27 protein-coding genes are annotated in these 25364 nt (G+C 28.9%); 12 read left to right on the top strand and 15 right to left on the bottom strand.

Translation table 11 applies throughout. The features are described from left to right. A complete protein-coding gene (locus AAQM_RS01765; RefSeq protein WP_129094419.1) occupies positions 1 to 978 on the bottom strand; it encodes a hypothetical protein in 978 nt (325 codons plus the stop codon). 173 nt (positions 979 to 1151) lie between these two features. On the opposite strand from AAQM_RS01765, the gene prpB reads away from it, so the two are divergent. The 5 genes from prpB to AAQM_RS01740 all read left to right on the top strand — a co-directional run bounded on the left by prpB (position 1152) and on the right by AAQM_RS01740 (position 8290). Continuing rightward, complete coding sequence (prpB, locus tag AAQM_RS01760; protein ID WP_129094420.1) at positions 1152 to 2036, top strand: methylisocitrate lyase; 885 nt, start codon at positions 1152 to 1154, stop codon at positions 2034 to 2036. Positions 2037 to 2082: 46 nt separating this feature from the next. After that, entirely contained in the window at positions 2083 to 3192 is a 1110-nt protein-coding gene (locus AAQM_RS01755) for a citrate/2-methylcitrate synthase (RefSeq protein ID WP_129094421.1), read from the top strand. 105 nt (positions 3193 to 3297) lie between these two features. Beyond that, on the top strand, positions 3298 to 5895 hold the full coding sequence (gene acnD, locus AAQM_RS01750) for a Fe/S-dependent 2-methylisocitrate dehydratase AcnD (RefSeq protein WP_129094422.1): 2598 nt from the start codon (positions 3298 to 3300) through the stop codon (positions 5893 to 5895). A gap of 97 nt (positions 5896 to 5992) precedes the next feature. Then, a complete protein-coding gene (gene prpF, locus AAQM_RS01745) occupies positions 5993 to 7168 on the top strand; it encodes a 2-methylaconitate cis-trans isomerase PrpF (protein ID WP_129094423.1) in 1176 nt (391 codons plus the stop codon). A 117-nt stretch (positions 7169 to 7285) separates the two neighbouring features. Further along, positions 7286 to 8290 (top strand): GGDEF domain-containing protein, encoded by a 1005-nt coding sequence (locus tag AAQM_RS01740; RefSeq protein WP_129094424.1) that lies wholly within the window; start codon positions 7286 to 7288, stop codon positions 8288 to 8290. A gap of 6 nt (positions 8291 to 8296) precedes the next feature. Here the strand turns inward: AAQM_RS01740 and AAQM_RS01735 are convergent, their stop codons facing one another. From AAQM_RS01735 to AAQM_RS01700, 8 genes are all read right to left on the bottom strand, one after another. Further along, positions 8297 to 8839 (bottom strand): hydrolase, encoded by a 543-nt coding sequence (locus AAQM_RS01735; protein WP_129094425.1) that lies wholly within the window; start codon positions 8837 to 8839, stop codon positions 8297 to 8299. 23 nt (positions 8840 to 8862) lie between these two features. After that, positions 8863 to 9801: a hydroxymethylbilane synthase gene (gene hemC, locus AAQM_RS01730; protein ID WP_129094426.1), complete on the bottom strand. Its 939-nt coding sequence runs from the start codon at positions 9799 to 9801 to the stop codon at positions 8863 to 8865. Between the two features lie 18 nt (positions 9802 to 9819). Continuing rightward, positions 9820 to 10653, bottom strand: a complete 834-nt coding sequence (locus AAQM_RS01725; RefSeq protein WP_129094427.1) for a DsbA family protein — start codon at positions 10651 to 10653, stop codon at positions 9820 to 9822. 63 nt (positions 10654 to 10716) lie between these two features. Next, on the bottom strand, positions 10717 to 12663 hold the full coding sequence (locus AAQM_RS01720) for a DNA polymerase III subunit gamma/tau (protein WP_129094428.1): 1947 nt from the start codon (positions 12661 to 12663) through the stop codon (positions 10717 to 10719). After that, positions 12660 to 13445, bottom strand: coding sequence for a glutamate racemase (gene murI, locus AAQM_RS01715; protein WP_129094429.1), 786 nt, complete (start codon positions 13443 to 13445; stop codon positions 12660 to 12662). Before murI ends, AAQM_RS01720 begins: the two co-directional genes overlap by 4 nt. 114 nt (positions 13446 to 13559) lie before the next feature. Next, positions 13560 to 14912 (bottom strand): NADP-specific glutamate dehydrogenase, encoded by a 1353-nt coding sequence (gdhA, locus tag AAQM_RS01710; protein ID WP_129094430.1) that lies wholly within the window; start codon positions 14910 to 14912, stop codon positions 13560 to 13562. Between the two features lie 127 nt (positions 14913 to 15039). Continuing rightward, a complete protein-coding gene (gene rho, locus AAQM_RS01705) occupies positions 15040 to 16368 on the bottom strand; it encodes a transcription termination factor Rho (protein WP_128985225.1) in 1329 nt (442 codons plus the stop codon). A 154-nt stretch (positions 16369 to 16522) separates the two neighbouring features. Further along, a complete protein-coding gene (locus tag AAQM_RS01700; protein ID WP_129094431.1) occupies positions 16523 to 17119 on the bottom strand; it encodes a peroxiredoxin in 597 nt (198 codons plus the stop codon). Between the two features lie 246 nt (positions 17120 to 17365). Between AAQM_RS01700 and AAQM_RS01695 the strand changes: the two genes are divergently transcribed. The 6 genes from AAQM_RS01695 (at position 17366) to AAQM_RS01670 (ending at position 20757) form a co-directional block, all read left to right on the top strand. Beyond that, positions 17366 to 17638, top strand: coding sequence for an NADH-quinone oxidoreductase subunit I (locus AAQM_RS01695; protein WP_128985223.1), 273 nt, complete (start codon positions 17366 to 17368; stop codon positions 17636 to 17638). A gap of 107 nt (positions 17639 to 17745) precedes the next feature. After that, positions 17746 to 18159, top strand: coding sequence for a nucleoside-diphosphate kinase (gene ndk / locus AAQM_RS01690; protein ID WP_129094432.1), 414 nt, complete (start codon positions 17746 to 17748; stop codon positions 18157 to 18159). 26 nt (positions 18160 to 18185) lie between these two features. Beyond that, the gene (locus AAQM_RS01685; protein WP_129094433.1) at positions 18186 to 18563 is read left to right on the top strand and encodes a hypothetical protein; all 378 of its coding nucleotides are present in this window, start codon (positions 18186 to 18188) and stop codon (positions 18561 to 18563) included. A gap of 11 nt (positions 18564 to 18574) precedes the next feature. Continuing rightward, complete coding sequence (rpmF, locus tag AAQM_RS01680; RefSeq protein ID WP_128985221.1) at positions 18575 to 18727, top strand: 50S ribosomal protein L32; 153 nt, start codon at positions 18575 to 18577, stop codon at positions 18725 to 18727. Then, positions 18727 to 19731 (top strand): phosphate acyltransferase PlsX, encoded by a 1005-nt coding sequence (gene plsX, locus AAQM_RS01675; RefSeq protein ID WP_129094434.1) that lies wholly within the window; start codon positions 18727 to 18729, stop codon positions 19729 to 19731. The genes rpmF and plsX overlap by 1 nt, the downstream gene beginning before the upstream one ends. 27 nt (positions 19732 to 19758) lie before the next feature. Next, positions 19759 to 20757: a beta-ketoacyl-ACP synthase III gene (locus tag AAQM_RS01670; protein ID WP_129094435.1), complete on the top strand. Its 999-nt coding sequence runs from the start codon at positions 19759 to 19761 to the stop codon at positions 20755 to 20757. Between the two features lie 18 nt (positions 20758 to 20775). Here the strand turns inward: AAQM_RS01670 and AAQM_RS01665 are convergent, their stop codons facing one another. Genes AAQM_RS01665 through AAQM_RS01655 form a run of 3 tightly spaced genes read right to left on the bottom strand, consistent with a single transcriptional unit; the run spans position 20776 to position 22224 of the window. After that, positions 20776 to 21099 carry a branched-chain amino acid transporter permease gene (locus AAQM_RS01665; protein WP_129094436.1) on the bottom strand — a complete coding sequence of 108 codons (324 nt, stop codon included), beginning with the start codon at positions 21097 to 21099 and terminating at the stop codon, positions 20776 to 20778. After that, a complete protein-coding gene (locus AAQM_RS01660; protein ID WP_129094437.1) occupies positions 21092 to 21778 on the bottom strand; it encodes an AzlC family ABC transporter permease in 687 nt (228 codons plus the stop codon). The genes AAQM_RS01665 and AAQM_RS01660 overlap by 8 nt, the downstream gene beginning before the upstream one ends. An 11-nt stretch (positions 21779 to 21789) precedes the next feature. Continuing rightward, positions 21790 to 22224, bottom strand: a complete 435-nt coding sequence (locus tag AAQM_RS01655; RefSeq protein ID WP_129094438.1) for a hypothetical protein — start codon at positions 22222 to 22224, stop codon at positions 21790 to 21792. Between the two features lie 41 nt (positions 22225 to 22265). Here AAQM_RS01655 and AAQM_RS01650 point away from each other — a divergent pair, with 41 nt between their 5' ends. Beyond that, positions 22266 to 22907: a transglutaminase-like cysteine peptidase gene (locus AAQM_RS01650; RefSeq protein ID WP_129094439.1), complete on the top strand. Its 642-nt coding sequence runs from the start codon at positions 22266 to 22268 to the stop codon at positions 22905 to 22907. On the opposite strand, the gene AAQM_RS01645 is transcribed toward AAQM_RS01650, so the two are convergent. The 3 genes from AAQM_RS01645 to AAQM_RS01635 are packed head-to-tail and all read right to left on the bottom strand — an operon-like array spanning position 22889 to position 25320. Then, positions 22889 to 23461, bottom strand: a complete 573-nt coding sequence (locus AAQM_RS01645) for an aminotransferase class IV family protein (protein ID WP_129094440.1) — start codon at positions 23459 to 23461, stop codon at positions 22889 to 22891. The two genes, AAQM_RS01650 and AAQM_RS01645, sit on opposite strands and share 19 nt — an antisense overlap. Before the next feature lie 11 nt (positions 23462 to 23472). Then, a complete protein-coding gene (locus AAQM_RS01640; protein WP_129094441.1) occupies positions 23473 to 24438 on the bottom strand; it encodes an aminodeoxychorismate synthase component I in 966 nt (321 codons plus the stop codon). A 3-nt stretch (positions 24439 to 24441) separates the two neighbouring features. Then, a complete protein-coding gene (locus tag AAQM_RS01635; protein ID WP_129094442.1) occupies positions 24442 to 25320 on the bottom strand; it encodes an aspartate carbamoyltransferase catalytic subunit in 879 nt (292 codons plus the stop codon). Between the last annotated feature and the right edge of the window lie 44 nt (positions 25321 to 25364).

Raw genomic sequence — 25364 nt, 5'->3', positions numbered from 1 at the left:
TTAATTTCTTTTTTGTCCAAATTTTGGAGAAGATACCTCTTTTTGTAAATCTATACTTAGATTATTATAAAAAAGTTCTCCATAATTTGTCTCACGATTTATTGCTTCATAAGCTTGCTTTATATCATTTCCATATTTTAAAGCATCTTGTAATATTTTTATAATTTTAACAGATTCTAAAAAATTAACATGAGAAGGAGCTTCAATAGGAGAACTATAATATTTATGCATTCTTTCAACTAAAGACTTATTTCTAATTTCTATAAAAACTGATTCAATTGGAGATTTAAAAAATAGAATTTTTTGTTTTACATTTATTGAAATATATGTAGTTTCCATTCCATAAATTTTTCTTGAAAATGAATCAAATAAAAAAAGCTTTTTATTGTAATTATTATTGAATAATTCATATATTAATTCTAATATTTTTATTTTTTCTTCTTTTGTATAAAAGTTCCCAATACTAGCAAAACAAAAAGATAAAATTGATTTTATTGAATACCATTCAGTTGTGTCATAATCATATCTTAACATTTGATCAATTCTTGCTTGTTTTAATTCTTCTATATCTGGACTTGTTGTACTTTTGTACACTTTTTGTACAGCAGAATCTCTATACATAGGTCCTGGAAATTGTGCTTGAATAACAAATCTTCTATTTCTTTCCATTTCCATTATATATTTTAATCGTCCATAATAATCCTCATCAATAATTCTTACCTCTTTTTGAGGTATTTGAGTAATTGATTTTAAAAACTCTTCTCCATTACATCCGTCTTCCCAAATATAATCAGGATATCTAAAAAGCTGACAAATTTTATCCTTTATTTCTTTATTTGGCTCAACATCTGTAATATTATCAATCCACGATGTTACAGTTCTTCTATCCTTATTTATCATAGAAGCAAATTTTGAAATACTTAAATTTGATCGTTTAAAAATTTCTATAAATTTTTCTATTGAATTTTTATAATTCATAAGCAACCTTAAATTGTTTTTTTGTATATTGTACCATTTTTTACAAAAAAAACAAATATTGTACATTTTTTATTTTTTTTTAAATAAATTGTGATTTATCTTCCAAAAATCATACAATACTTAAATGTATAAATTATGTATAATGATATTCAACTTAAATTTAAAGGATGTGTATGAGCGCAGGAAAAAAATTTAGAGAAGCCTTAAAAGAAGAGTCTCCTTTACAAATCGTAGGAACAATTAATGCTTACCAAGCATTACAAGCTACAAAAGTAGGACATAAAGCTATCTACTTATCAGGTGGAGGTATTGCAAATGCTTCTTACGGTTTACCAGACTTAGGTATGACAATGATCGAAGATGTATGTATTGATATTAGAAGAATTACTTCTATTTGTGATACTCCATTAATCGTTGATGCTGATACTGGTTGGGGACATGCATTTAATGTTGCTAGAACAGTTAAAGAATTTATTAGATCTGGTGCTGCTGGTATGCATATTGAAGATCAAGTTGCTGCAAAAAGATGTGGACACAGACCAAATAAAGAATTAGTATCTACTGAAGAAATGTGTGACAGAATTAGAGCAGCTGTTGATGCTAAAAAACAATTAGACCCTGATTTCTACATCATTGCTAGAACTGATGCACATGCATCTGAAGGTCAAGAAGCAGCAATTGCTAGAGCAAAAGCTTACGTTGAAGCTGGAGCTGATGCTATTTTTGCAGAAGCAGTTCACACTTTAAAAGAGTACAAAGAATTTACAGAGCAAATGAGTGTTCCTGTATTAGCAAACATTACTGAATTTGGTGCAACTCCATTATTTACAACTGAAGAATTAGCATCTGTTGGTATTGCAATGGTTTTATATCCATTATCAGCATTTAGAGCAATGAATAAAGCTGCTTTAGCTGTATACCAAGAATTAAAAGATAAAGGTACACAAGAAGGTGTTCTTAATACAATGCAAACAAGAATGGAATTATACGATATGTTAAATTACCATGCTTATGAGCAAAAAATGGATGAATTATTTTCAAAAGGTAAAGCTAAGTAATTAGCTTTACACAAAACTACATTTGAATAAAAACTAAGGAGAAAATATGAGTGGATTAGCGGGTGTTACAGCTGGACAATCAGCAATTTGTACTTGTGGATTAGGAAACGGTCTTAACTATAGAGGATACGATATCGCAGATTTAGCTTTAAAAGCTAACTTTGAAGAGGTTGCTTATTTATTATTAGTTGGTGAATTACCAAATAAAGCTCAATTAAAAGATTTCACTAGAAAAATTATAGCTGGAAGAGAATTACCAATTTCTGTTAAAGAAGTATTAAAAGCAATTCCTGCTTCTTCTCATCCAATGGATGTTATGAAAACAGCAACTTCTGCACTTGGATGTGTTGAACCTGAAGCTGAAGATTTTTCTGACCAAATGGCTAAAATCATCAGATTATTAGGAGCTTTCCCATCATTTTTAGTTTACTGGCACCACTGGCACAAAAATGGTAAAGAAATCTGTTTAAAATCTGAAGAAACTACAATTGCAGGTTTCATTTTAGAAAGATTAAAAGAGACTAAACCATTAGCTGTTGAAGTAAAAGCTATGAACGCTATGTTAACTTTATATGCTGAGCATGAATTTAATGCATCTACTTTTGCAAATAGAATTACAGCTTCAACTTTATCAGATATTTACTCTTGTATGACAACTGGTATTGGAACTTTAAAAGGTCACTTACATGGTGGAGCAAACGAAGTTGCTATTAAATTCGTATTACAATTCGACGATGTTGATCATGCATTAAAATCAGTTGATGAATTATTTGCAAGAAAAGAAAAAATCATGGGATTCGGACACAGAGTATACAGAAATGTAGACCCTAGATCTCCAGTTGGATTTGAATTAGCAAACGAATTAAAAGAGTTAGAAACTTCTGACCCTAAATTATTTGATATTGCAAAAGCTATCAGAGACAAAGTAAAAGCTGAAAAAGGTTTACCAGATAATATCGACTTCTTCGGTGGATTAATTTACCACTACATGGAAATCGAAAGATTATACTATACTCCATTATTCATTATGTCAAGAGCTGCTGGATGGGCTGCACATGCATTTGAACAAAGAGCAAACAATAGAATTATCAGACCAAGTTCTGAGTATACTGGACCAGAGCCAAGAGCTTTCGTATCTTTAGAAGATAGAAAATAATTAAACTTATAAAAACGATTTTAAGCAAGTCTCATTTTGAGACTTCTTAAATGTTGGTGGCAATTGCCAAATTCTCATAAAACTAAAATTATATGGATATAAAAAATGACAAACGAAAAATATCTTAAAGACCTTCCAGGTGTTGATGGTGTTAAGTATTATGATGTAAAATCTGCAGTAGAAGATATTACTCCAGGTTCATTTGCAAAACTTAACTATACATCAAGAGTATTAGCAGAAAACTTATTAAGAAAATGTCCTTCTGAAGATTTAAAAGATTCATTAGTACAATTAATTGAAAAAAGAACAGATAAAGATTTCCCTTGGTTCCCATCAAGAGTTATTTGTCACGATATTTTAGGATTAACAGCATTTGTTGACCTAGCAGGATTAAGAGAAGCTGTAGCTGATAAAGGTGGAGATCCACAAAAAGTAAATCCAGTAGTTCCTACTCAATTAATCGTTGACCACTCATTAGCAGTAGAGTGTGGTGGATTTGATCCAGATGCATTCCAAAAAAATAGAGATATCGAAGATAGAAGAAATGCAGATAGATTCCACTTTATTAACTGGACAAAAGAAGCATTTAATAACGTTGATGTTATCCCTCCAGGTAATGGAATTATGCACCAAATCAACTTAGAGAAAATGTCTCCAGTTGTTCACTTAAATGATGGTATTGCATCTCCTGATACATTAGTTGGAACAGATTCACATACTCCTCACGTAGATGCACTTGGTGTAATTGCAGTTGGTGTTGGTGGATTAGAAGCTGAAAACGTAATGTTAGGAAATCCTTCTTATATGAGAGTACCTGAAATTATTGGTGTTGAAATTATTGGAACAAGAGCTGAAGGTATTACAGCAACTGATATTGCATTAGCTATGACTTCATTCTTAAGAGAAAACAACGTAATTTCTGCATACTTAGAATTCTATGGTTCTGGTATTAAATATCTTAACTTAGGTGATAGAGCAACTATTGCAAATATGACTCCTGAATATGGAGCATCTGCTGGTATGTTCGCTATTGATGATCAAACTATTTCATATTTGCGAGTAACAGGTAGAGAAGAAAAACAATGTAAATTAGTTGAAGCTTATGCTAAAGCTAATGGTTTATGGGCAGATGCATTTGCTGATGCTACATATGCTAGAACAATTCAATTTGATTTATCTAAAGTAACAAGATCTTTAGCAGGTCCTTCTAAACCACACAAATTAGTTCCAACTTCTACTTTAAAAGCTGAAGGAATTGTAAAAGAGTGGACTCAAGAGGGTGATTTAATTCCAGATGGTGGAATCTTAATTGCTGCTATTACTTCTTGTACAAATACTTCAAACCCAAGAAACGTTATCGCTGCTGGTTTAGTTGCTAAAAAAGCAAACGAACTAGGATTAACAAGAAAACCATGGGTTAAATCTTCATTAGCACCAGGTTCAAAAGTAATTGAAGTTTATTTAAAAGAAGCTGGATTATTACCTGAATTAGAAAAATTAGGATTTGGTGTAGTTGGATTTGCATGTACTACTTGTAACGGTATGTCAGGTGCTTTAGATCCAAAAATCCAACAAGAAGTTATTGATAGAGATATCTATTCAACAGCTGTATTATCTGGAAACAGAAACTTTGATGGAAGAATCCACCCATACGTAAAAGAAGCATTCTTAGCATCTCCTGCTTTAGTTGTTGCTTATGCATTAGCTGGAACAGTAAGATTTGATATTGAAAATGATTCTTTAGGTAAAGATGCTAATGGAAATGATATTAAATTAGCTGATTTATGGCCATCAGATGCTGAAATTGATGCAATTGAGAAAGAGTGTGTTAGACCAGAAATGTATAACGCTATTTATGAGCCAATGTTTGCAAGAAATGGATTAACTGGAACATCTGCTTCACCATTTTATAAATGGAATACTCAATCAACATATATTAACAAACCTCCTTATTGGGAAGATGAATATATGCAAATGCCAGCATTAAAAAATATGAGACCATTAGGGGTATTCCCAGATAATATCACTACTGACCACTTATCTCCATCTAATGCAATTTTACCAACATCTGCGTCTGGTGAATATTGTTTAAAAATGGGATTACCAGTAGAAGACTTAAACTCTTATGCAACACATAGAGGGGATCACCATACAGCTTCAAGAGCTACTTTAGCTAACCCTAAATTATTCAATGAAATGGTTAGAAAAGAAGATGGTTCAGTAAAACAAGGTTCTTTAACAAAAATTATGCCTGAGGGTGTTGAGTCAAGAATGTGGGAAGCAATTGAGACTTATACTCAAAGAAAACAACCATTAATCATCATTGCTGGAACTAACTACGGTCAAGGTTCATCTAGAGACTGGGCAGCAAAAGGTGTAAGACTTGCTGGTGTTGAAGTATTAATTGCTGAATCAATTGAAAGAATTCACAGAACTAACTTAGTTGGAATGGGTGTATTACCATTACAATTCAAAGATGGTGAAACAAGACACACTTATGCAATCGATGGTTCTGAAACTTTCGATATCGAGGGTGAAATCACTCCAAGATGTGACTTAACTGTTGTTATGACTAGAGCAAACGGTGAAGTTGTTAAATTCGACGTATTATGTAGATTAGATACTTCTGCTGAAGTTGATGTTTACAAAAATGGTGGAATCTTACAAAAATTCGCTAAAGATGTTATTGCATCTTCAAAATAATTAAATATCTAAAAAGCATCAAATGATGCTTTTTAGTATTAAAACTTAACTAGAGAAATCAAAGATTTTTTTATTTAATTTTTACAAGGGGAAATAAATGGCATATCAACCACAATTTAAAGTAAAAGCTACATATATGAGAGGTGGAACTTCTAAAGGAACATTCTTCAATATTGCAGATTTACCAAAAGAAGCACAAGAAGATCCAAAAAAAAGAGATAGATTATTACAAAGAATCGTAGGTTCTCCTGATGTTTATAAACAACAAATGGATGGTATGGGAGGAGCTACTTCTTCGACTTCTAAAGCTATTTTAGTTGGAAAATCAACTGTTCCAAATCATGATGTAGATTACTACTTCTGCCAAGTTGCAATTGATAAAGATTTTGTTGATATGAGTGGAAACTGTGGAAACTTAAGTTCTGCTGTTGGTCCTTTTGCTATTAAAGAAGGATTAGTTGATAATGTACCTGAAAATGGTGTTTGTTGTGTGAGAATTTGGCAAGCAAATATCAAAAAAACTATTCTATGTTATGTAAAAATGGAAAATGGAATGGTTAAAGAAATGGGTGATTATTACATCGATGGTGTTGCTTTCCCAGCTGAAGAAATCGTTTTAGAATTCGCTGAGCCAGTTGATCCTTCTGAAGAGTTATTTCCAACTGGAAACTTAGTAGATGATTTAGAAGTTCCAGGAATTGGTACATTTAAAGCTACTATGATTACTGCTGGAATTCCAACTTGTTTTGTAAACGCTGCTGATATTGGATATAAAGGAACTGAGCTTCAAGTTGATATCAATAATGACGCTGAAGCACTTGCTAGATTTGAGGTTATTAGATCTTATGCTGCTTTAAAAATGGGATTAATTTCAGATTTAAAAGAAGCAGAAACAAGACAACATACTCCAAAAATTGCTTTCGTTGCACCTAAATCTGATTTCACTACTTCAAGTGGTAAAGAAGTTAAAGCTGACGAAATAGATTTACACGTACGTGCTTTATCTATGCAAAAATTACACCATGCTATGATGGGAACTGCTTCAGTTGCTATTGGTGTTGCTGCTTGTATTCCAGGAACTTTAGTAAATCTTGCTGCTGGTGGTGGAGAAAAAACTGCTGTTGAATTTGGTCATCCATCAGGAACTTTAAAAGTTGGTGCAGTTATTAAAGAAGAGAATGGAAAATTTATTGTTGATAAAGCAACTATGAGTAGAAGTGCAAGAATAATTATGGAAGGTAATGTTCATGTTCCAGCAGGAACAATGGAATAATAATTATTAATTGATTATTTTTATTAAAAAAAGGTTTAGAAGTTATTTCTAAGCCTTTTTTTATTTATTGTTAAACATTTTATGATAATATACATAAAAAATTTTATGGAGTAAATATTGGATAAACAATTCAAATTCAATCCATATGAAGCCCTTAAATCTATTCTTGAAATCACCTCATATCACACTGGTGATGAGTTTATTGAACATACTGCAATTGAAATAAAAAAGCTTTTCCAAGCAGATTTAGTTTATATTACAAAAGCTATTGATTTTAATCCTACAACGCAAGTTGAAGTAATATATTCAACAAACAATAAAATTCCAAAAATTATTGACCTAAATGGTATTCCTGGTAAATTTGTATTTGATAATAAAATTATAAAAATTAAAGAACATGTAAAATACAATTTTTTAGATTTATTAGAAGAAAAATTTGAAAGTTTTTATGGAATACCAATTACTGATATGAAACAAAATTGCATAGGACATATTGCAATATATTCTTGCAAAATTAGAGAATTACCAAGTGAATTAGATGATATAGCCTTAATTTATTCAAGAAAAATTGAAAGAGAATTAAGAAGAGTTGCTTTGGAAAATGAAAATTTACTTATTAGAAAACAATTAGAAGAATTAACAATCACCGATACCCTTACAAATTTATATAATCGAAGATATTTTGGAAAAGTATGTGCTAATGTTTTTGCCCAAATAAAAAGAGATTTTTTACAAGCAACTTTGGCTTACATAGATATTGATAATTTTAAAAGTATAAATGACAAATTTGGACATGATGGTGGAGATTATGTGCTTAAATATTTTGCAGATATTTTACTTGAAGAATCAAGAAAAGGTGTAGATTTTATTTTTAGACTTGGTGGAGAAGAATTTTGTATCATTAGTATAAATACACCATTGAATTATGCTACAGAATATTTGGAAAGAATTATGAAAATAACGTCAGACAAATTTTCAAAAACAAAATTTGGCGAAATAACATTAAGTGTAGGATTAGTTGAATTTGATAAAAATCTTGACTCTTATGAAGAGATATTAAATCTTGCAGATAAAAAAATGTATACGGCTAAAAATAAAGGGAAAAACTCTATAGTAAAATAGAAAACTCTATTTTACTAAATTTGAAATCTCTTTAAAGCAAGGATTCTTTGCATTTAATGTTAATTCAAATAAAATTGATTCATACGTTGTTGGAATAACCCCTGCTTGAATCAATCTTTGAATTCCCATATCATTATCTATTTGCTTTCTTGAACCACAACAATTAGTAACTAATACCACTTTATAACCAGCTTCAATCAAATCAATACAAGTTTGTAAAACACAAACATGTGTTTCGATTCCTGCAACAATAACTACTTTTTTATTGGCTGATTTAATTGCATCCATTGTTGGTTCATTTTGACAACACGAAAAAGTAGTTTTTTCAAATGATGGATAAGTATCAACCAATTCTTTTAAAGAAGAAATTGTTTCACCAATTCCTTTTTTATATTGTTCATTTACAATAAATGGAACATCTAAAACTTTTAAACCTTTTACTAAAGTTAATAAATTTTTTTCTAATTCTTCTTTATTTGCTATATGAGGAAATAGTTTTTCTTGAACATCAACCAAACAAAAAAGTGTCTCATCTACATTTATTCTCATTTTATCTCTCCTTATAAAATATATTATTTAAAAGCTAATTTTTCAGCTCTATCAAGTAAATCTTTCGCACCTTGATCAATAAACATTTGAGCTAAATTTCTTCCTATTTTTTCAAAATCATTAATATCAGCAGTTATATCTTCACTAATATATTCAGTTCCATCAGGAAGTCCTACTATTGCTTGAACTCTAACAGATTTTTCATCAATAATTGTAGCTTTTACACCTATTGGAACTTGACATCCTCCTTGAAGTGTATCTACAAAACTTCGCTCAATTGTTGATTCAATATGAGCATTTTCATCATTTAACACCTTTACAATTTCTAATACTTTTGGGTCATTTGTTGTTTCAATTCCAAGTGTTGCTTGCCCCATTGATGGAATCATAACATCAGTTGAAATTGGAGAAAAATATTTTACTTCATTTTCAATTTTTAATTTTTGAATACCAGTTGCAGCAAGTATAATTGCATCATATTCACCTGCATTTAATTTAGCAATTCTAGTATTAATATTTCCCCTTAAATCTTTAAGTTCAATATCTGGTCTTAAAATTTTTAGCGCCATTCTTCTTCTTAAACTTGTCGTTCCAACAACTGCACCTTGAGGTAAATCTTCTAAAGAAACATATTTATTACTCAAAAATGCATCTCTTGGATCAAATCTTTTAGTAACAGCAGCAAGCATTAAACCATCTTCAAATTGAGTTGGAACATCTTTTAGCGAATGAACTGCTAAATGAGCACTTCCTTCAAGCATTGCAACTTCAAGTTCTTTTGTAAAAAGACCTTTTCCACCAATTTTTGCTAATGGCACATCCAAAATCTTGTCACCTTTTGTTACGAACTCTTGTAACTCAATTTGCATATTTGGATAATGCTCTAAAAGTAATGATTTTACATATTCACTTTGCCAAAGTGCTAATTGACTTCTTCTTGTTGCTATTACTAATTTTTCCATATTACCTTCTTATTTAATTTATTTTTTTCCTAAAGTTTCATATTTTTCTCTTGTTGCATCTTTAACACCATTTATAAAAATTGTAGGTGTTCCTTGAACCATAACATCTTCACCCATTAATATATCTTTTTGTAAAGCCTCATTAATCTCTTTTGAAGTAATCTCTTCTAATTTTATATCTGTTTTTAACTCTTTATTAAATGCTTCTAAAATTTTCTTTTCATCTGTTGATTTTGAACTAAAATGTGGTTCCCAATCAATTTTATAAACTTTTAATTCAGCATCTTTTATACCTTTATGTCTTGCAACTTCTATAAGTTTAGATAAAGGTGCTGCTGCTGGATGTAATCCTAATAATGGGAAATGATAATAATATAAAGCTATAGAATCACTATTTTTATTTACATGTTTTATAACTTCAGGTACATAATCCATACAAAATGGACATAATGGATCAGAGAAAATAACTATTTTATCTTTTGCATTATGATTTCCAGCAATTAATTTAGATTTATTATAATAATTAGCTGTTAAGTTTGGTGTCATCAAATCTTTTAATGATTTACCTGTTTTAGCATCAAGTAATTCCAAAGCAATAAACTTTCCATCACTAAAAAGTATATCTTTTACTTTTATATCTTTCCCTTGAATATTAGCTTCAACATCAAGAATATAACCATTCCACCCACTAAGAGCTAACTCTTTTTTTGTATTAATTTTAATATCATTTACTTTGATATTTGGATTAGAAGAGACTCTTTTTTTTTCAAATTCAATAACAACATCATCACTTGCAAATAATGAAACTGATAATAAAACACTCAATGATAATAACTTCGAAAACTTTCTCATATATTTTTCCTTTTTATAATTATATTTTAGTCTATCAATTATCTATTAATCAAAAGTTAATATTTAACTTCTAGCTTTTACAGTTATTTTTTTTATATCAAATAGCTCTTTAAATTTATCAAGCATTTTTGAATTTAAAATATCATTTAATTCTAACTCTTTTTGAGAAGGTAAAATTACTGAACTTTTAGTCATATCAGCAACACAACCTGAACCCATTTCAATAGATTCTAGCATAGAACTTGTTTCTTCAATATCTAAATTCTCTTCTTCTTTAGATTTTTCTTCTAAATTATTTTTACTCTCTTCTAGTACGGAGGGTTCTTCCTTTTTAAAATCTAACTCAACATCATTACCAAAAATGTCTTGAGCAAAAGTTTTTATAATTCCAAAATGTTTATATAAAAGCTTTCTATCTTCATCTTGCGCATAAGAGATTATATGAAGTTTGTTGTTTTCAAATCCATCAAATATAAAATTCTTTTCAAAACATTCACCTAAAGTGAAATCTCTATCATAAACTTTTGCAGTTAATCTTTCATATAATTCATTTTTTTCATCATCTATTTCATCTTCTAAAGGAATAATTTCTACTTCTTGAGTTAAATTTATTGAAGTGTGTTCTTCAAAAATAGGTTCTATTTCTAATTCTTTAATCTCCTCAACTTTAGTTTCTTGAACTTGATTTACTTCTTCAACTTTTTGCATAGGTAATTCATCAAAAGGTGTAGAAAAATCTAAAACTTCTATAGAATTTGTAATTTGTAAATCAACTATATTATTTGATTGAATTAAAACTTCATCAAAAGGTGAAACTTCAACTATTTTAGTCTCTTCTTCTATAAATAAAGGTTTTTCTTCTACTACTTCTACTTTTTTAGAATTTTCCTCTATTATTGGTTTTTCTATTATTTTTTGAACTATTTGCTCTTTTTTTACTTCTATTTTTTCAACTTGATTGATAATATCATCTATTGATTTTAAATTTGTAGCTTCTATCATTTTCATAAAAGTTAATAATAAAACAAAAGTTCCATCACTATTTATTGCTAAAAGATGTTTTGCATCACTTAATATTCTAAAAAATCTATCAAATAAAAGTAAATCAAATCTTCTATCTTTAGATAACATTTTATCTCTTAAATAAATTGTCATTTCGTCACAAATCTGAGAAACTTCATAAGTTTCTAGCTCTTTTATGATTTCGTTTACATCACCTTTATTTAAGATTATAGAAAAAATATTATCCATAAGTTTTGGTTCAATTAAGCCTAACATATCAACAACACTTGTTGTATTTACTCTTCCTTTTGAAAAAATAATTGCTTGGTCAAGTAAAGTTAATGTATCCCTTAAACTTCCTTGTCCACTTCTTGCAATAATTTCTAAAGCCTCTTTTTCAAAATCAATTCCCTCTTCATTTAAAATATGAGAAAGATGATGAAGTACATCACTAAAAGCTATTTTATTAAATCTAAAATGTTGAGTTCTAGAAAGAATTGTTGCAGGAAGTTTTAGCGGGTCTGTTGTTGCAAGTATAAATTTTACAAAACCAGGAGGTTCTTCTAAAGTCTTTAATAAAGCATTAAATGCTTGAGTTGTAAGCATATGAACTTCATCAATGATGAAAACTTTAAATCTAGCACTGCTTGGTTTGTATTTTGTATGTTCTATCAAATCTTTTATATCATCAATTCCACGATTACTTGCAGCATCCATTTCAATAATATCAAGATGCCTATTAGAATTTGCACTAATACAATTTGGACAAACTTCACAAGGCTTTGAAGTTGGACCATTTGAGCATAAAAGTGCCTTTGCCATAATTCTTGCTGTTGAAGTTTTTCCAGAACCTCTTAATCCCGAAAAAAGATAAGCATGTGATAATCTATTTGAATCTAAAGCTAAAGATAAAGTTTGAGAAACTGTACTTTGCCCAACTAAATCCTCAAATCTTTGAGGTCTGTATTTTAAAGCTAAAACTTTATCTTCTAATTTTTCTTTATTCATATTTCACATTTCCTAATTTCAATATTATTATCTTCTAAAATTGTTTGTATCATATTTGTATTTATAATTCCAGTATGCAAAATCAAAATTTTTAATTCACCTTGATTTATATGACCTTTTTGTTCACTTAAAAATAAAAGCCTGTTTGCTATTGCATCTCCTGTTTCAATTAAACTAATATCTTTTCCCATAATATTTTCTATTAGTTTTCCAACTAAGGGATAATGAGTACATCCAAGTACGATTGTATCAACACCATTTTCTTTCATAGGAGTTAGCCAATTTTCTAACATTGAAAAAGTTTTTGAACTATTTATTTCTCCCTTTTCAATTTGCTCAACTAATCCTACACAAGCTTGTTCATACAATTTTACTTTTTTTATATTTGACAATTCATTAACTAAAAATTGGTATTTATCCCCTTTTAATGTTGTAGGAGTTGCTAAAATCCCAATAGTTGATGTTTTCGTATTTAAAATAGCTGGTTTAATTCCTGGTTCTGTACCTATTACAATTAAAAAAGGAAATTTTTCTCGTAAATGTTTAATTGCAGCACTTGTTGCTGTATTACAAGCCACTATTAATGCTTCAATTCCATAATTTTCTAATAAAAATTCAGTAATATAATCACATCTTTCTAAAATTTCAAAAGAGTTTTTTTCTCCATAAGGAGCATAAGCCGTATCTGCTATGTAGAATATCTCAGCACCTTTAAAAACTTTTAAAATAGATTTTAAAACCGTTAATCCACCAAGCCCAGAATCAAATATTCCAACTTTCAATTTATACCTTTTTTAATAATAAGTGAGAATTTTAACATAAGTTTTTAAATAAAATAATTATAAGAGAGTTAAGAGTTACAATACTCCTAAAATGGAGTATTGTAAATTAGAAGATTATACTAATCCTTGCTCAATCATAGCATCAGCTACTTTTTTGAATCCTGCAATATTAGCACCTAAAACTAAGTTTGTTGGTTGTCCAAATTCAGCTGCTGTTGCACTTGCTGTATCATAAATATTTTTCATGATTTGCTCAAGTTTTGCATCAACTTCTTCAAAAGTCCAAGCTACCATAGAAGCATTTTGTGCCATTTCAAGTTGACTTGTTGCAACTCCACCAGCATTTGCAGCTTTTCCTGGACCATAAGCAATTTTTGTTTCAACAAATAAATCTACAGCTTCAGCAGTTGAAGGCATATTAGCTCCTTCACTTACACATTTACATCCATTTGCTAATAATGCTTTTGCATCTTCTAAATTTAATTCGTTTTGAGTTGCACTTGGGAAAGCTGCATAACAAGGAACAGACCATACAGCATTTCTACCTTGTGGATACTCTTCTACAGGAATATATTTAGCTTTTGGTCTATATTTAATATACTCAGATAATCTAGCTCTTTGAGTCTCTTTTAAATCTTTTAATAAAAGTAAATCAACTCCTTCTTCATCTACAATCATACCTTTTGAATCACTACATGTAATTGGTAATGCACCTAAATGATATAATTTTTCTATTGTATAAATTGCAACATTTCCAGAACCAGATACTACACATCTTTTTCCTTCTAAAGACTCTCCTCTTGCAGCTAACATATTTTTTGCAAAATAAACACACCCATATCCTGTTGCCTCTGTTCTAACTAATGAACCACCCCATTTTAAAGATTTTCCTGTTAAAACACCTTCATATTTATTAGCAAGTTTTTTATACATACCAAACATATATCCAATTTCTCTAGCACCAACTCCAATATCTCCAGCAGGAACATCAGTATTTGCACCAATATGTCTATATAATTCACTCATAAAAGCTTGACAAAATCTCATGATTTCATTGTCTGATCTTCCTTTTGGATTAAAGTCACTTCCACCTTTTCCTCCACCAATTTGAAGACCTGTTAATGCATTTTTAAAAATTTGTTCAAATCCTAAAAATTTAATAACTCCTGCATTTACACTTGGATGAAATCTTAATCCACCTTTATATGGTCCAAGTGCAGAATTAAACTCTATTCTAAAACCTTTATTAACTTGAATTTCACCATTATCATCTAACCAATTTACTCTAAACATAATTTGTCTTTCTGGTTCAACAATTCTTTCAATAATTTTGTGCTTTCTATATTGAGGGTATTTTTCTAATACTGGTTGTAGTGAGTATAAAACTTCTTCTGCAGCTTGATAAAACTCAGTTTGTGCGGGACTTGTTCTTTTAAGATAATTAAAAACTTCTTCTAAATATGACATGCTTCTTCCTTCGTTCTAATTTTGAAGAAATATTTTAGCAAAAATAAATTGGTTATTTCATAGTAGAACTGTATAAAAAGTATACAATTTTAAAATTTTTTATACTTTTTTTACAGTTGTTTAGTTTTTATTCATTCATTGAATTAAAGAATTCTTCATTATCTTTAGTTTTTTGCATTTTTGAGTACAAGAATTTAAGTGCTTCAACTTCATCCATTTGAGAAATAGCATTTCTTAAAATCCATGTTTTTTGTAAAATATCATTAGAAAGTAGTAACTCTTCTTTTCTAGTTCCTGATTTTGTAATATCAAGAGCAGGATAAACTCTTTTATTTGCAGCATTTCTTGAAAGAACTACTTCACTATTTCCTGTCCCTTTAAACTCTTCAAAAATAACTTCATCCATTTTTGAACCAGTTTCAATAAGTGCAGTTGAAATAATAGTTAAACTTCCACCTTCTTCTATATTTCTAGCAGCTCCAAAAAATCTTTTTGGTTTATGTAGTGCATTTGCATCAACTCCTCCTGAAAGAACTTTTCCAGAGCTTGGAGTTACAGTATTATACGCTCTTGCTAATCTTGTGATAGAATCAAGTAAAATAACTACATCTTTTTTCATTTCTACAAGTCTTTTTGCTTTTTCAATAACAATTTCTGCAACTCTTACATGGTTATGAGCAGGTAAATCAAAAGTAGAACTATAAACTTCTCCTTTTACACTTCTTTGCATATCTGTAACTTCTTCAGGTCTTTCATCAATTAATAAAACCATTAAAGTAACTTCAGGATGATTTCTTGCAATTGCATGTGCTAACTCTTTTAAAAGTTCAGTTTTTCCAGTTTTAGGAGGAGCAACAATAAGACCTCTTTGACCTTTACCCATTGGAGCAAATAAGTCAAGCATTCTTCCTGTCATTCTTGTTGATTCATATTCAAAATTAAATCTTTTTGTTGAGTAAAGGGGAGTTAAATTGTCAAATAAAGGTCTATTTTTAGACTCTTTAACAGGTAGGTAGTTAATTGCTTCTATTTTTAATAATGCGTTATATTTTTCACTCTCTTTATTAGGAGGTCGAACTTGCCCTGAGACAATATCTCCTGTTCTAAGTGCAAATTTTCTAATTTGTGTAGCACTTACATAAGAGTCATTTGAAGTATCAGAAAAATTTCCATCTATTGCTCTTAAAAATCCAAATCCACCCTCTTTAATCTCTAATATACCAGTGAATAAAATAAATCCTCCAGCATCAATTTGAGATTTCAAAATCGTAAACATTAAATCTTGTCGTTTTAATTCTTGTGGGTTTTCAACTTCTAATTCATTTGCAATATTAATTAATTCTTCTAAAGGAAATTCCCTTAACTGTTCTATTTTATATCCCTCAACAGGAATATGTGTTCTTGTTTTTTTTGAGTTCGTTGTTTTTACTTTAGTTTCTTCTTTAGACTCTTCCATGAGTATGTTGCCTTTGATTTACATAGTTAAGATATGTAGTTTTGTAGTTTTGTAGTTTTAAAGTGTTGACATAATTGTAGTGTTTATTTGAAAAATTGTCAATAAAAAAAGGCACCTATAAGAATAGATACCTTTTTTAAAATAGCAATAAATATTATAATTTACCTTCATTTTTTGCTAAGTATTCAGCAACACCAGCTGTGTTAGCTTTCATACCTTCATCACCTTTTGCCCAACCAGCTGGACAAACTTCACCGTGCTCATTTGTAAATAACATTGCATCAATCATTCTAATCATTTCATCTACGTTTCTTCCAAGTGGTAAATCGTTGATAACTGCATGTCTTACTGTTCCATCTGCATCAATTAAGAAAGATCCTCTTAAAGCTACTGATTCACCAAATAATACATCATAATCTCTTGAGATTGATTTTGATAAGTCTGCTACTAATGGGAATTTAACTCTACCAATTCCACCGTTTTCAACTGGTGTTTCTCTCCATGCGAAGTGAGAGAATTGAGAATCAACTGAACAACCAATTACAGAAATTCCTCTTGAAGCAAACTCTTCAATTCTTTTTGAAAATGCAATAATTTCAGAAGGACAAACAAATGTAAAGTCTAATGGATAAAAGAATAATACTGCACCTTTTTCACCAATGTTTTCATATAAGTTAAAATTATCTACAATTTGACCATCTGCAAGTACAGCTTTTGCTGTAAAATCTGGAGCTTTTTTTGTTACTAACATATTTAAATCCTTTTAATATAATATTTTTTGTTGTGAAATTATATAACAATTTTTTTAAAATAAACTGTAAATCACCTTAAATTTTTAAATTTATGAAAATATTTATTTTATAATAAAAATTATCCTCTATAATTTATATATAAAAAAGATACACCTTCAAAAAGCATTTTAATAATTGAATGATTTTAAAGAAATTTTTATATTTACTGTGATAGAGTTTTCTAAATTTTTAAAAGGAGATATACAATGGCAGTAAAAATTACTGATATCTGTATTAGTTGTGATGCTTGTTTAGATGAGTGTCCAGTAGAAGCAATCGTTGATAATGATGAGAACCCAACAGGTGAAGATACATATTATGTATACGCTGATAAATGTGTTGAGTGTGTAGGACATAATGATGCTCCTGCATGTGCTGATGCATGTCCAACTGAAGGTTGTATTGTATGGGACGAAGTAGGTTCAGGTTCTGTTGAAAAAGAAGATAGAGGGACTCCAGGTACTCCTGTAGTTGAATAATTAACTTCAATTTTATACCTAAAAAAGGCAAGTAGTTTTAACTGCTTGCCTTTTTTTTATTTTTTAGCTATAATCCGCGACTTAAAAAAAATTGAGGAATATACGCGATGGAACAAACATTATCAATCATCAAACCAGATGCTGTAGCAAAAAACGTTGTTGGAAAAATCTTAGACAGATTTGAGTCAGCTGGATTAAGAATCGCTGCAACTAAAAAAATGCAATTAAGTAAAGCTGATGCTGAAGCTTTTTATGCTGTTCATGCAGCTAGACCTTTCTTTAAAGATTTAGTTGAATTCATGATTTCAGGTCCTGTTGTAGTTTCAGTTTTAGAAGGTGAAAACGCAATGGCTAAAAACAGAGAACTAATGGGAGCAACTAATCCTAAAGAAGCTGCTGCTGGTACAATCAGAGCAGATTTTGCAGAATCAATTGATGCAAATGCTGTTCATGGTTCTGATTCATTAGAAAATGCAGCAATTGAGATTAATTTCTTCTTTGCACAAAAAGAAATTTGTTAATTCTTAATTAATTAATCAAGTTTATAATGAAAATTGAATTTAGAAAAGTACCTCAAACTACCAAAGAGTTGGTTGTTGAATACAATTCAGTAAAAATTGAAGGTACTTTTTGTAGAATATCGTCATCATTAGTTAAAATTAATGCGGTTTTAAAAGGTAAAACTGATATTGATTGTTGTAGATGTGGAATTACTGAGGTTTTGGAAGTTAATGAAGAGTTAAACTTATTACTTAGTGATGGTATCTATAGTGGTAATGAAGAGGAATATTTAGTAATAGAAATAGAAAAAAGTTTAATTGACTTCGATGAAATAATTGAAAGTGAATTAAACTCTATTAAGAGTGATTATCATATTTGTGATGAATGTCAAAAATATGGTGACAATTTTGAAAAAGAATTTTAAGGAGAATAAAAATGGCAGTACCTAAGAGAAGAGTATCTCATACTAGATCGGCAAAAAGAAGAACTCACTACAAAATAACATTAAAAAAACCTGTTAAAGATGTAGATGGTTCTTGGAAAATGCCTCATATGGTTAACCCAAATACTGGTGAATATAAAAACTAATGCTAAGAATTGCAATAGATGCTATGGGCGGGGACTTTGGTCCTGAGCCTATAATGGAAGGCTTAATAGCAGCTCTTAAAAAAAACAACAACTTCACTGCCATAGCAGTCGGTAAAAAAACTGAACTTACACCATTAATCCCACAAAGTTTATTGTCAAGAATAGAAATATTAGATACAGATGATGTAATTAGTATGAGTGATTCTGCAACTGATGCACTTAAAAGAAAAAATTCCACTATTTATAAAGCTATTGAATTAGTAAGAGAAGGTAGTGCTGATGCTGTAGTGTCAGCAGGTCATTCAGGTGCTTCAATGTCATTAGCAACATTAAGAATAGGAAGAATTAAAGGTGTAAATAGACCTGCAATTGCAACACTTATGCCTACAAGTGAAAATCAAAATACTTTAGTATTAGATGTTGGAGCTAATGTAGATAGTGATGCAAAAAATTTATTTCAGTTTGCAATAATGGGTCAAGTTTATGCACAATATGCTTTAAGACTTGATGAACCAATAGTTGGTTTATTAAGTAATGGAGAAGAAGATAGTAAGGGAAATGAAGTTACTAAAGAAGCTTACAAATTATTATCAAGTATTCCAAATTTTGCTGGGAATGTTGAAGGTAGTGATATCTTTAAAGGAACAGTTGATGTTGTTGTTTGTGATGGGTTTGTAGGAAATATATTATTAAAAACTGCAGAGGGTGTTGCTGATACTATTGGTAAAATTATCAAAAAAAATCTAAAACGTTCTTTAATATCAATTGCTGGTGCAGTTTTAATGAGAAAAGTTTTTAAGAATCTAAAAGTAAGAGTTGACTATGCTGAATATGGTGGTGCACCATTACTTGGAGTAAAAGCACCTGTAATTATTGCCCATGGAAAATCTAATCCAAAAGCAATTCAAAATGCAATATTTCAAGCAATTAATGCAGCAAGTTCAAATTTAGATAATATAATTGAACAAAGATTAGCAAAATATAGTAGTATAGAAGAAAATTAATTACTATATAAAATTAAGGATATGTAAATGACATATGCAGCTTTTAGATCTATTGGAGCTTATGTTCCACCAAAGATTATGACTAATGCAGATTTTGAAAAGATTATTGATACTAGTGATGAGTGGATTACAAAAAGAACTGGTATTAAAGAAAGAAGAATTTCTGAAGTGGATGAAGCATCATCTGATTTAGGTGCTCGTGCTGCAGAAGTAGCAATTTCAAGAGCAGGAATATCTAAAGAAGAAGTCGATTTAGTTATTTGTGCAACTGTTACACCTGATTACTTATGTATGCCATCAACTGCTTGTTTAATAGCATCAAAACTAGGACTTCCTCCTGTTATGGCATTTGATGTAAGTGCTGCATGTACTGGATTCGTATATGCCGTTTCAATTGCAAAAGCATTTGTTGAGTCTGGAATGAAAAAAAATGTACTAATTGTTGGTGCAGAAACGTACAGTTCAATTTTAGATTATACAGATAGAGGAACTTGTTTCATTTTTGGAGATGGTGCAGGTGCAGCAATTATATCTGCTACATCAAATAAAGATGAAGCTATTATTGATGTTAATTGTTCTAGTGATGGAAATTATGAAGATTTAATAAAAACTCCAGGTGGAGGAAGTAAACATCCTTGTAGTCAGGAAGTTTTAGAAAATAAAATGGCTTGTATTAAAATGAAAGGAAATGAAACTTTCAAACTAGCCGTTAAGACACTAACTTCTGATGTTCAAGTAATGATGCAAAAACATAATCTTTCAAATGAAGATATTAATCATTTTATTCCTCATCAAGCAAATTACAGAATCATAAAAGCTGTAGGTGAAGCTTTAGGATTTAATGATGACCAAACTGTTGTTACTGTAGATATCTATGGTAATACTTCAGCTGCATCTATTCCTATGGCAATGAACTATGCCTTTGAGCAAGGTAGAATAAAAGCTGGTGATACAGTACTTTTTGATGCCTTTGGTGGTGGATTAACTTGGGGTTCTGCTCTATTTAAATTCGCACCTAAAAAATAAAATAGGTTTTTACCTATTTTATATTAACTGAACCAAACTCATATAAAAAACTGTTCCTAAAAAAATAGAAATCAAATAATTTTTAAATACTAAATGTAAAACAGCTGTTGCAAAAACTCCTGCTATCTCTTTTAAACCATAAGGTGCAATAGAAAAATCTATATCTTTTAAAGTAAAAACAATCAATATAGTTATAATTATTGAGGGGAAATATCTTCCAATAAATAAAAAATAATAAGGTAATTCTTCTTTATTCCTAAAAAAAATAAATGGTAAAGCTCTTGTAAAATAACTAATTATTGACATAATTGCAATTGCTATAAATATTTCATAATTATTCATTTTCAATCTTTTTTTCAAATATAAATAATAAAATCAAAGCAAAAATAATTGACACAAGTAGCATTTTATCACTAGGAATAAAAATTAAAGCAAAAATTGAGGAAAGAAAACCAATAAAAAATGGAAAAATATTTTTAAGACTTTTATATTGCTCAATACATAAAACAACAAACAATGCAGTTAATGAAAACTCTAAACCTTGTGTATTAAACTTAATATTACTTCCAAAAATTGCTCCTAATGTTGAACCTAATAACCAATAAAATTGACTAAAAAAGAGTAAAAAGAAGTAATACCATTTCTTATTTAGATTTTCATCATCTTTAATTGAAGTTAAAAGTGCATAAGTCTCATCAGTTAATGCAAAAATTAAATATGGTTTTAATTTTCCTGTTTTATTAAATCTTTTTATTAAAGATAAACCATAAAAAGCTTGTCTTATATTTATAAACCAAGAAGCAATTGCTATATCGACATAACCTGCTTTTATATTAAAAAAATTAATTGCAACAAATTGTAATGCGCCTGTATAAATAAAAAAAGACATAATTGGTGCTAAATACCAAGAGTAATCAAAAGAGACTAATAATAAACCAAAAGCAAAACCTAAAACAATATATCCCATCATAATTGGAATAGATACCTTAAAGGCAATTGACAATTCATTTTTATATTTCAATATTTTTTTCTTTATTTAAATTTTTTATTATTTGGATTTTTCTTAAATACATCAAATGAGTTCTTTTTTAAATCAGTATTAAATTTATCTACAGTTGCTACAGAATTTAGGTATAAAATTGATTCATCTACAATTATTTGGAAAATTGCGTGTAAAGGTATTTTTACCACACTTCCAAAATTTTCACTTCCAAAACCTGCTTCAAAACTTAAAAAATCATCATCAATTTGAACAGTTGTATATGTATAGTTACTTAAAATAAAAAGTGAAAATTTATGCATTTGCTCTTTTATAACATTTGGTAATTCAGGATTGAATGTAATTGGTTGAATATTTGCTGTTATGGAAAACTCTTGATTCTTTTCTAATAAAAATAAAATATTCTCTTTTATTTGTTTTTCTACTAATACTTTATACTCTTCATTTTCTATAATATCTTTTATCATGAATTAATCCTTATTTCAAATTTTAGATGCTATTATAACCTATGAAACAACTAATTTTACTTATCTTTATAATTTCAACGCCACTGTTTTCTTATGAATTTGAACTAAATCAAAAAGATTTAGCTTATATAAATAATTCAACTAAGAAATCTTTTATTCTTAATAGATTAGAAAAATATCAAAGCTTAAAAACAAAAGTAAAAAATTATGAGTTAATTAGAAAATTATCTCATATAAATTCATTTATAAATAAAATTTTACCAGCTCATGATATTTCTACTACTTCATCAATTGACTATTGGGCAACACCTAAAGAGTTTTTACTTCAAGGTCATGGAGATTGTGAAGATTATGCAATTGCAAAATATTTCACTCTTTTAGAATTAGGAATAAAAAAAGAAAATCTTTATTTTGCAGTTGTAAATGTAAAAGGACAAAGAGATGCTCACATGGTTTTATTGTATGTTGAAGATAAAAAATCATCGCCTTTAGTTTTAGATAATCTTAGTTCAAAAGTTATAGCTTTAACAAAAAGACCAAAATTAATACCTAAATTTGCCTTCAATGAAATAGATTCTTACAAATTTACTCCAAATAAATTTACTCAGAAAATAGATATAAATTGGGGAAAAGATAATAAGTGGGAAAAACTTCTAAATAGAGTTTATACTTTAAAAGAGTAATCCTCTATTTCATCAAAACCTATCATTGCATTCATTAAAGCTATCCTAGATGACTTTTTTAACATTTCAAGAGTTATATCTTTTTGTATTAATCTTTTTTCTTCAATTAATCTAGCTTTTGTAGTTCCATTTAATAAACAATTTGTTGAAGTTATCCATAAATTTTCATAAAAAATAGCAATATTAGCAATACTAGTATCTGTAACAATACCGTTTTTCACAATAATAACCTCATCACAACTACCTCTTTTTTCAAAAAGTTTATCAAGATTTTCTCGGTCTAAATATTTTTTAGAATAATCAATTTCATCTTCAAAAATAATCTTAAAGTTTTTTATCTCTCTTTTTTTATAAGGATAATACAAAACATCTATAATTCCACTTTCATCATAAATTACTTTACATCTTAGAAGTTCGTCTGAAATTGGATAAATATACTCTTGTAAATTTACATTTAAGCCTATTGTATTTGCAACTCTTTTATTATGATATTCTAAATTAAAAACTTCAAAATCATCACACTTAATAGTCTCAAAATATTTTATACTTTCCAAAAACAATCCTTTTAAAATGGAAGATATACTTTATCCAAAAGTTCTTCATACTCTAAAGAAGCTTCACTATCACAAGTAATACCTCCACCACTTTTATAATATAACTGTGATTCTTTTTCTTCAATAAATCTAATCATCACACAACTGTCAAGATTTTTTCCATCAAAAATTCCAAAAACTCCTGTATAAAAATCTCTTTCGTAATCTTCAACTTTTTCTAAAATTTCAATTGTTTTTTTCTTTGGTGTTCCTGTTATTGAACCAGCTGGTAATATTGAAATTAAAATGTCACCCAATTTTTCATGCCAATTACTTTCTAAAGAGGCAGAAATTTTTGAACTAACTTGCAATAACTCTTTATCTCCCGCATTTATCTTATCAATATATCTAAAGTTTTCAACTCTTACGTTTGAGCCAATTATTCCCAAATCATTTCTTAATAAATCAACAACCATTGTATGTTCAGCCATCTCTTTTTTATTTGCTAAAATCTTCTTTTTTGCATCTTTAATTGTTGCATCTATTGTCCCTTTCATAGGAAATGTTGAAATTTTATTATCTTTTATTTGAACAAATCTTTCTGGAGAAAAACATACGAAATTATCATTTTTATTTTTAAATCTTAATTTAAATTTACTCTTTGTATTTTCATAAATCTCATCTAAAGAATAAGAGGTTTTTATTTTTGTTTTTGCAGTTAGATTTAAAAGATAAGAGTTTCCATTTTTTATCTCTTCTTGTAAAATATCAAATTTCTTTTTATACTCTAAAAATGATATAGGCAATTTTTGTAAATCAATTTTTTTAGTCATATTACTTATATCTTGATTTTCATTTATTTGAAATTTTATATCACGAGGAAGAGATGATAGTTTTTCAATATAAAACTTATTCAAGTCATATGATAGTACAAATAAAAATGGCTCTTTTAAAGAGCCAAATTTATTTAATTTATCTTTTATTAGTTGTTTACTCAAATCTTATTTTAGTATTAATTTTTTAAGAATAGCAGCACGAATAGCAACACCATTTGTAACTTGCTCAAGAACTTTACATCTTGGATGTTTTAAAGCATCATCTGAAATATCTATATTTCTATTCACTGGACCTGGATGTAAAAGTAAAAACTCTTTTCTATCCATCAATTCAGAAGTTATACAAAAATCTCTTGCATATTCTTGTAAAGATTCAAAATATGTAATGTTATGTCTTTCCAACTGACTTCTTAAACTCATTACAATATCCATATCATCTATTACTTCACCAACAGTATTAAACTGTTTAAATTCATCTCCTTCATATTTAAAACAATCAGGAGCAACTAAATTTACATCTATTCCAAATCTAGGAAGTAATCTTCTATTACTTCCTGCAACCCTTGAATTTCTAACATCTCCAACAATAGCAATTTTTTTACCTTCAGTTTCTCCATCAAAGTATTCATAAATTGTAAACAAATCAAGAAAAGCTTGAGTAGGATGAGAATGTCTTCCATCACCTGCATTTATAATTGGACAATCAACATATCCTATTAAACTTTCAGGTAAACCACATTCACTATGTCTAATAATAATTGCATCAGGTTTCATTGCATTTATATTTGCAACTGTATCATACATCGTCTCACCTTTTTTTTGTGAAGATGTTCCAACATCAAGATTTACAACCTCTGCTCCTAACCTTTTTGCAGCAATTTCAAATGAGCTTCTAGTTCTTGTAGAGTTTTCAAAAAACAAAGTAACAATAATTTTACCTTTTAAAATATCACAAGGTTTAAAATCTAAAAAACCTCTAGCATCATCAAAAATATCTAAAATCTCTTCTTTTGTAAAATCGGAAGTTCTAATCAAGTGTTGCATTTTTTTCCTTTAATTTTAGTTTGGATTTTAGCAAAAAGCTCTTT

The organism is Arcobacter aquimarinus (assembly GCF_013177635.1).
Classification (GTDB): domain Bacteria; phylum Campylobacterota; class Campylobacteria; order Campylobacterales; family Arcobacteraceae; genus Aliarcobacter; species Aliarcobacter aquimarinus.
This window is presented reverse-complemented; position numbering and strand designations above follow the sequence as displayed.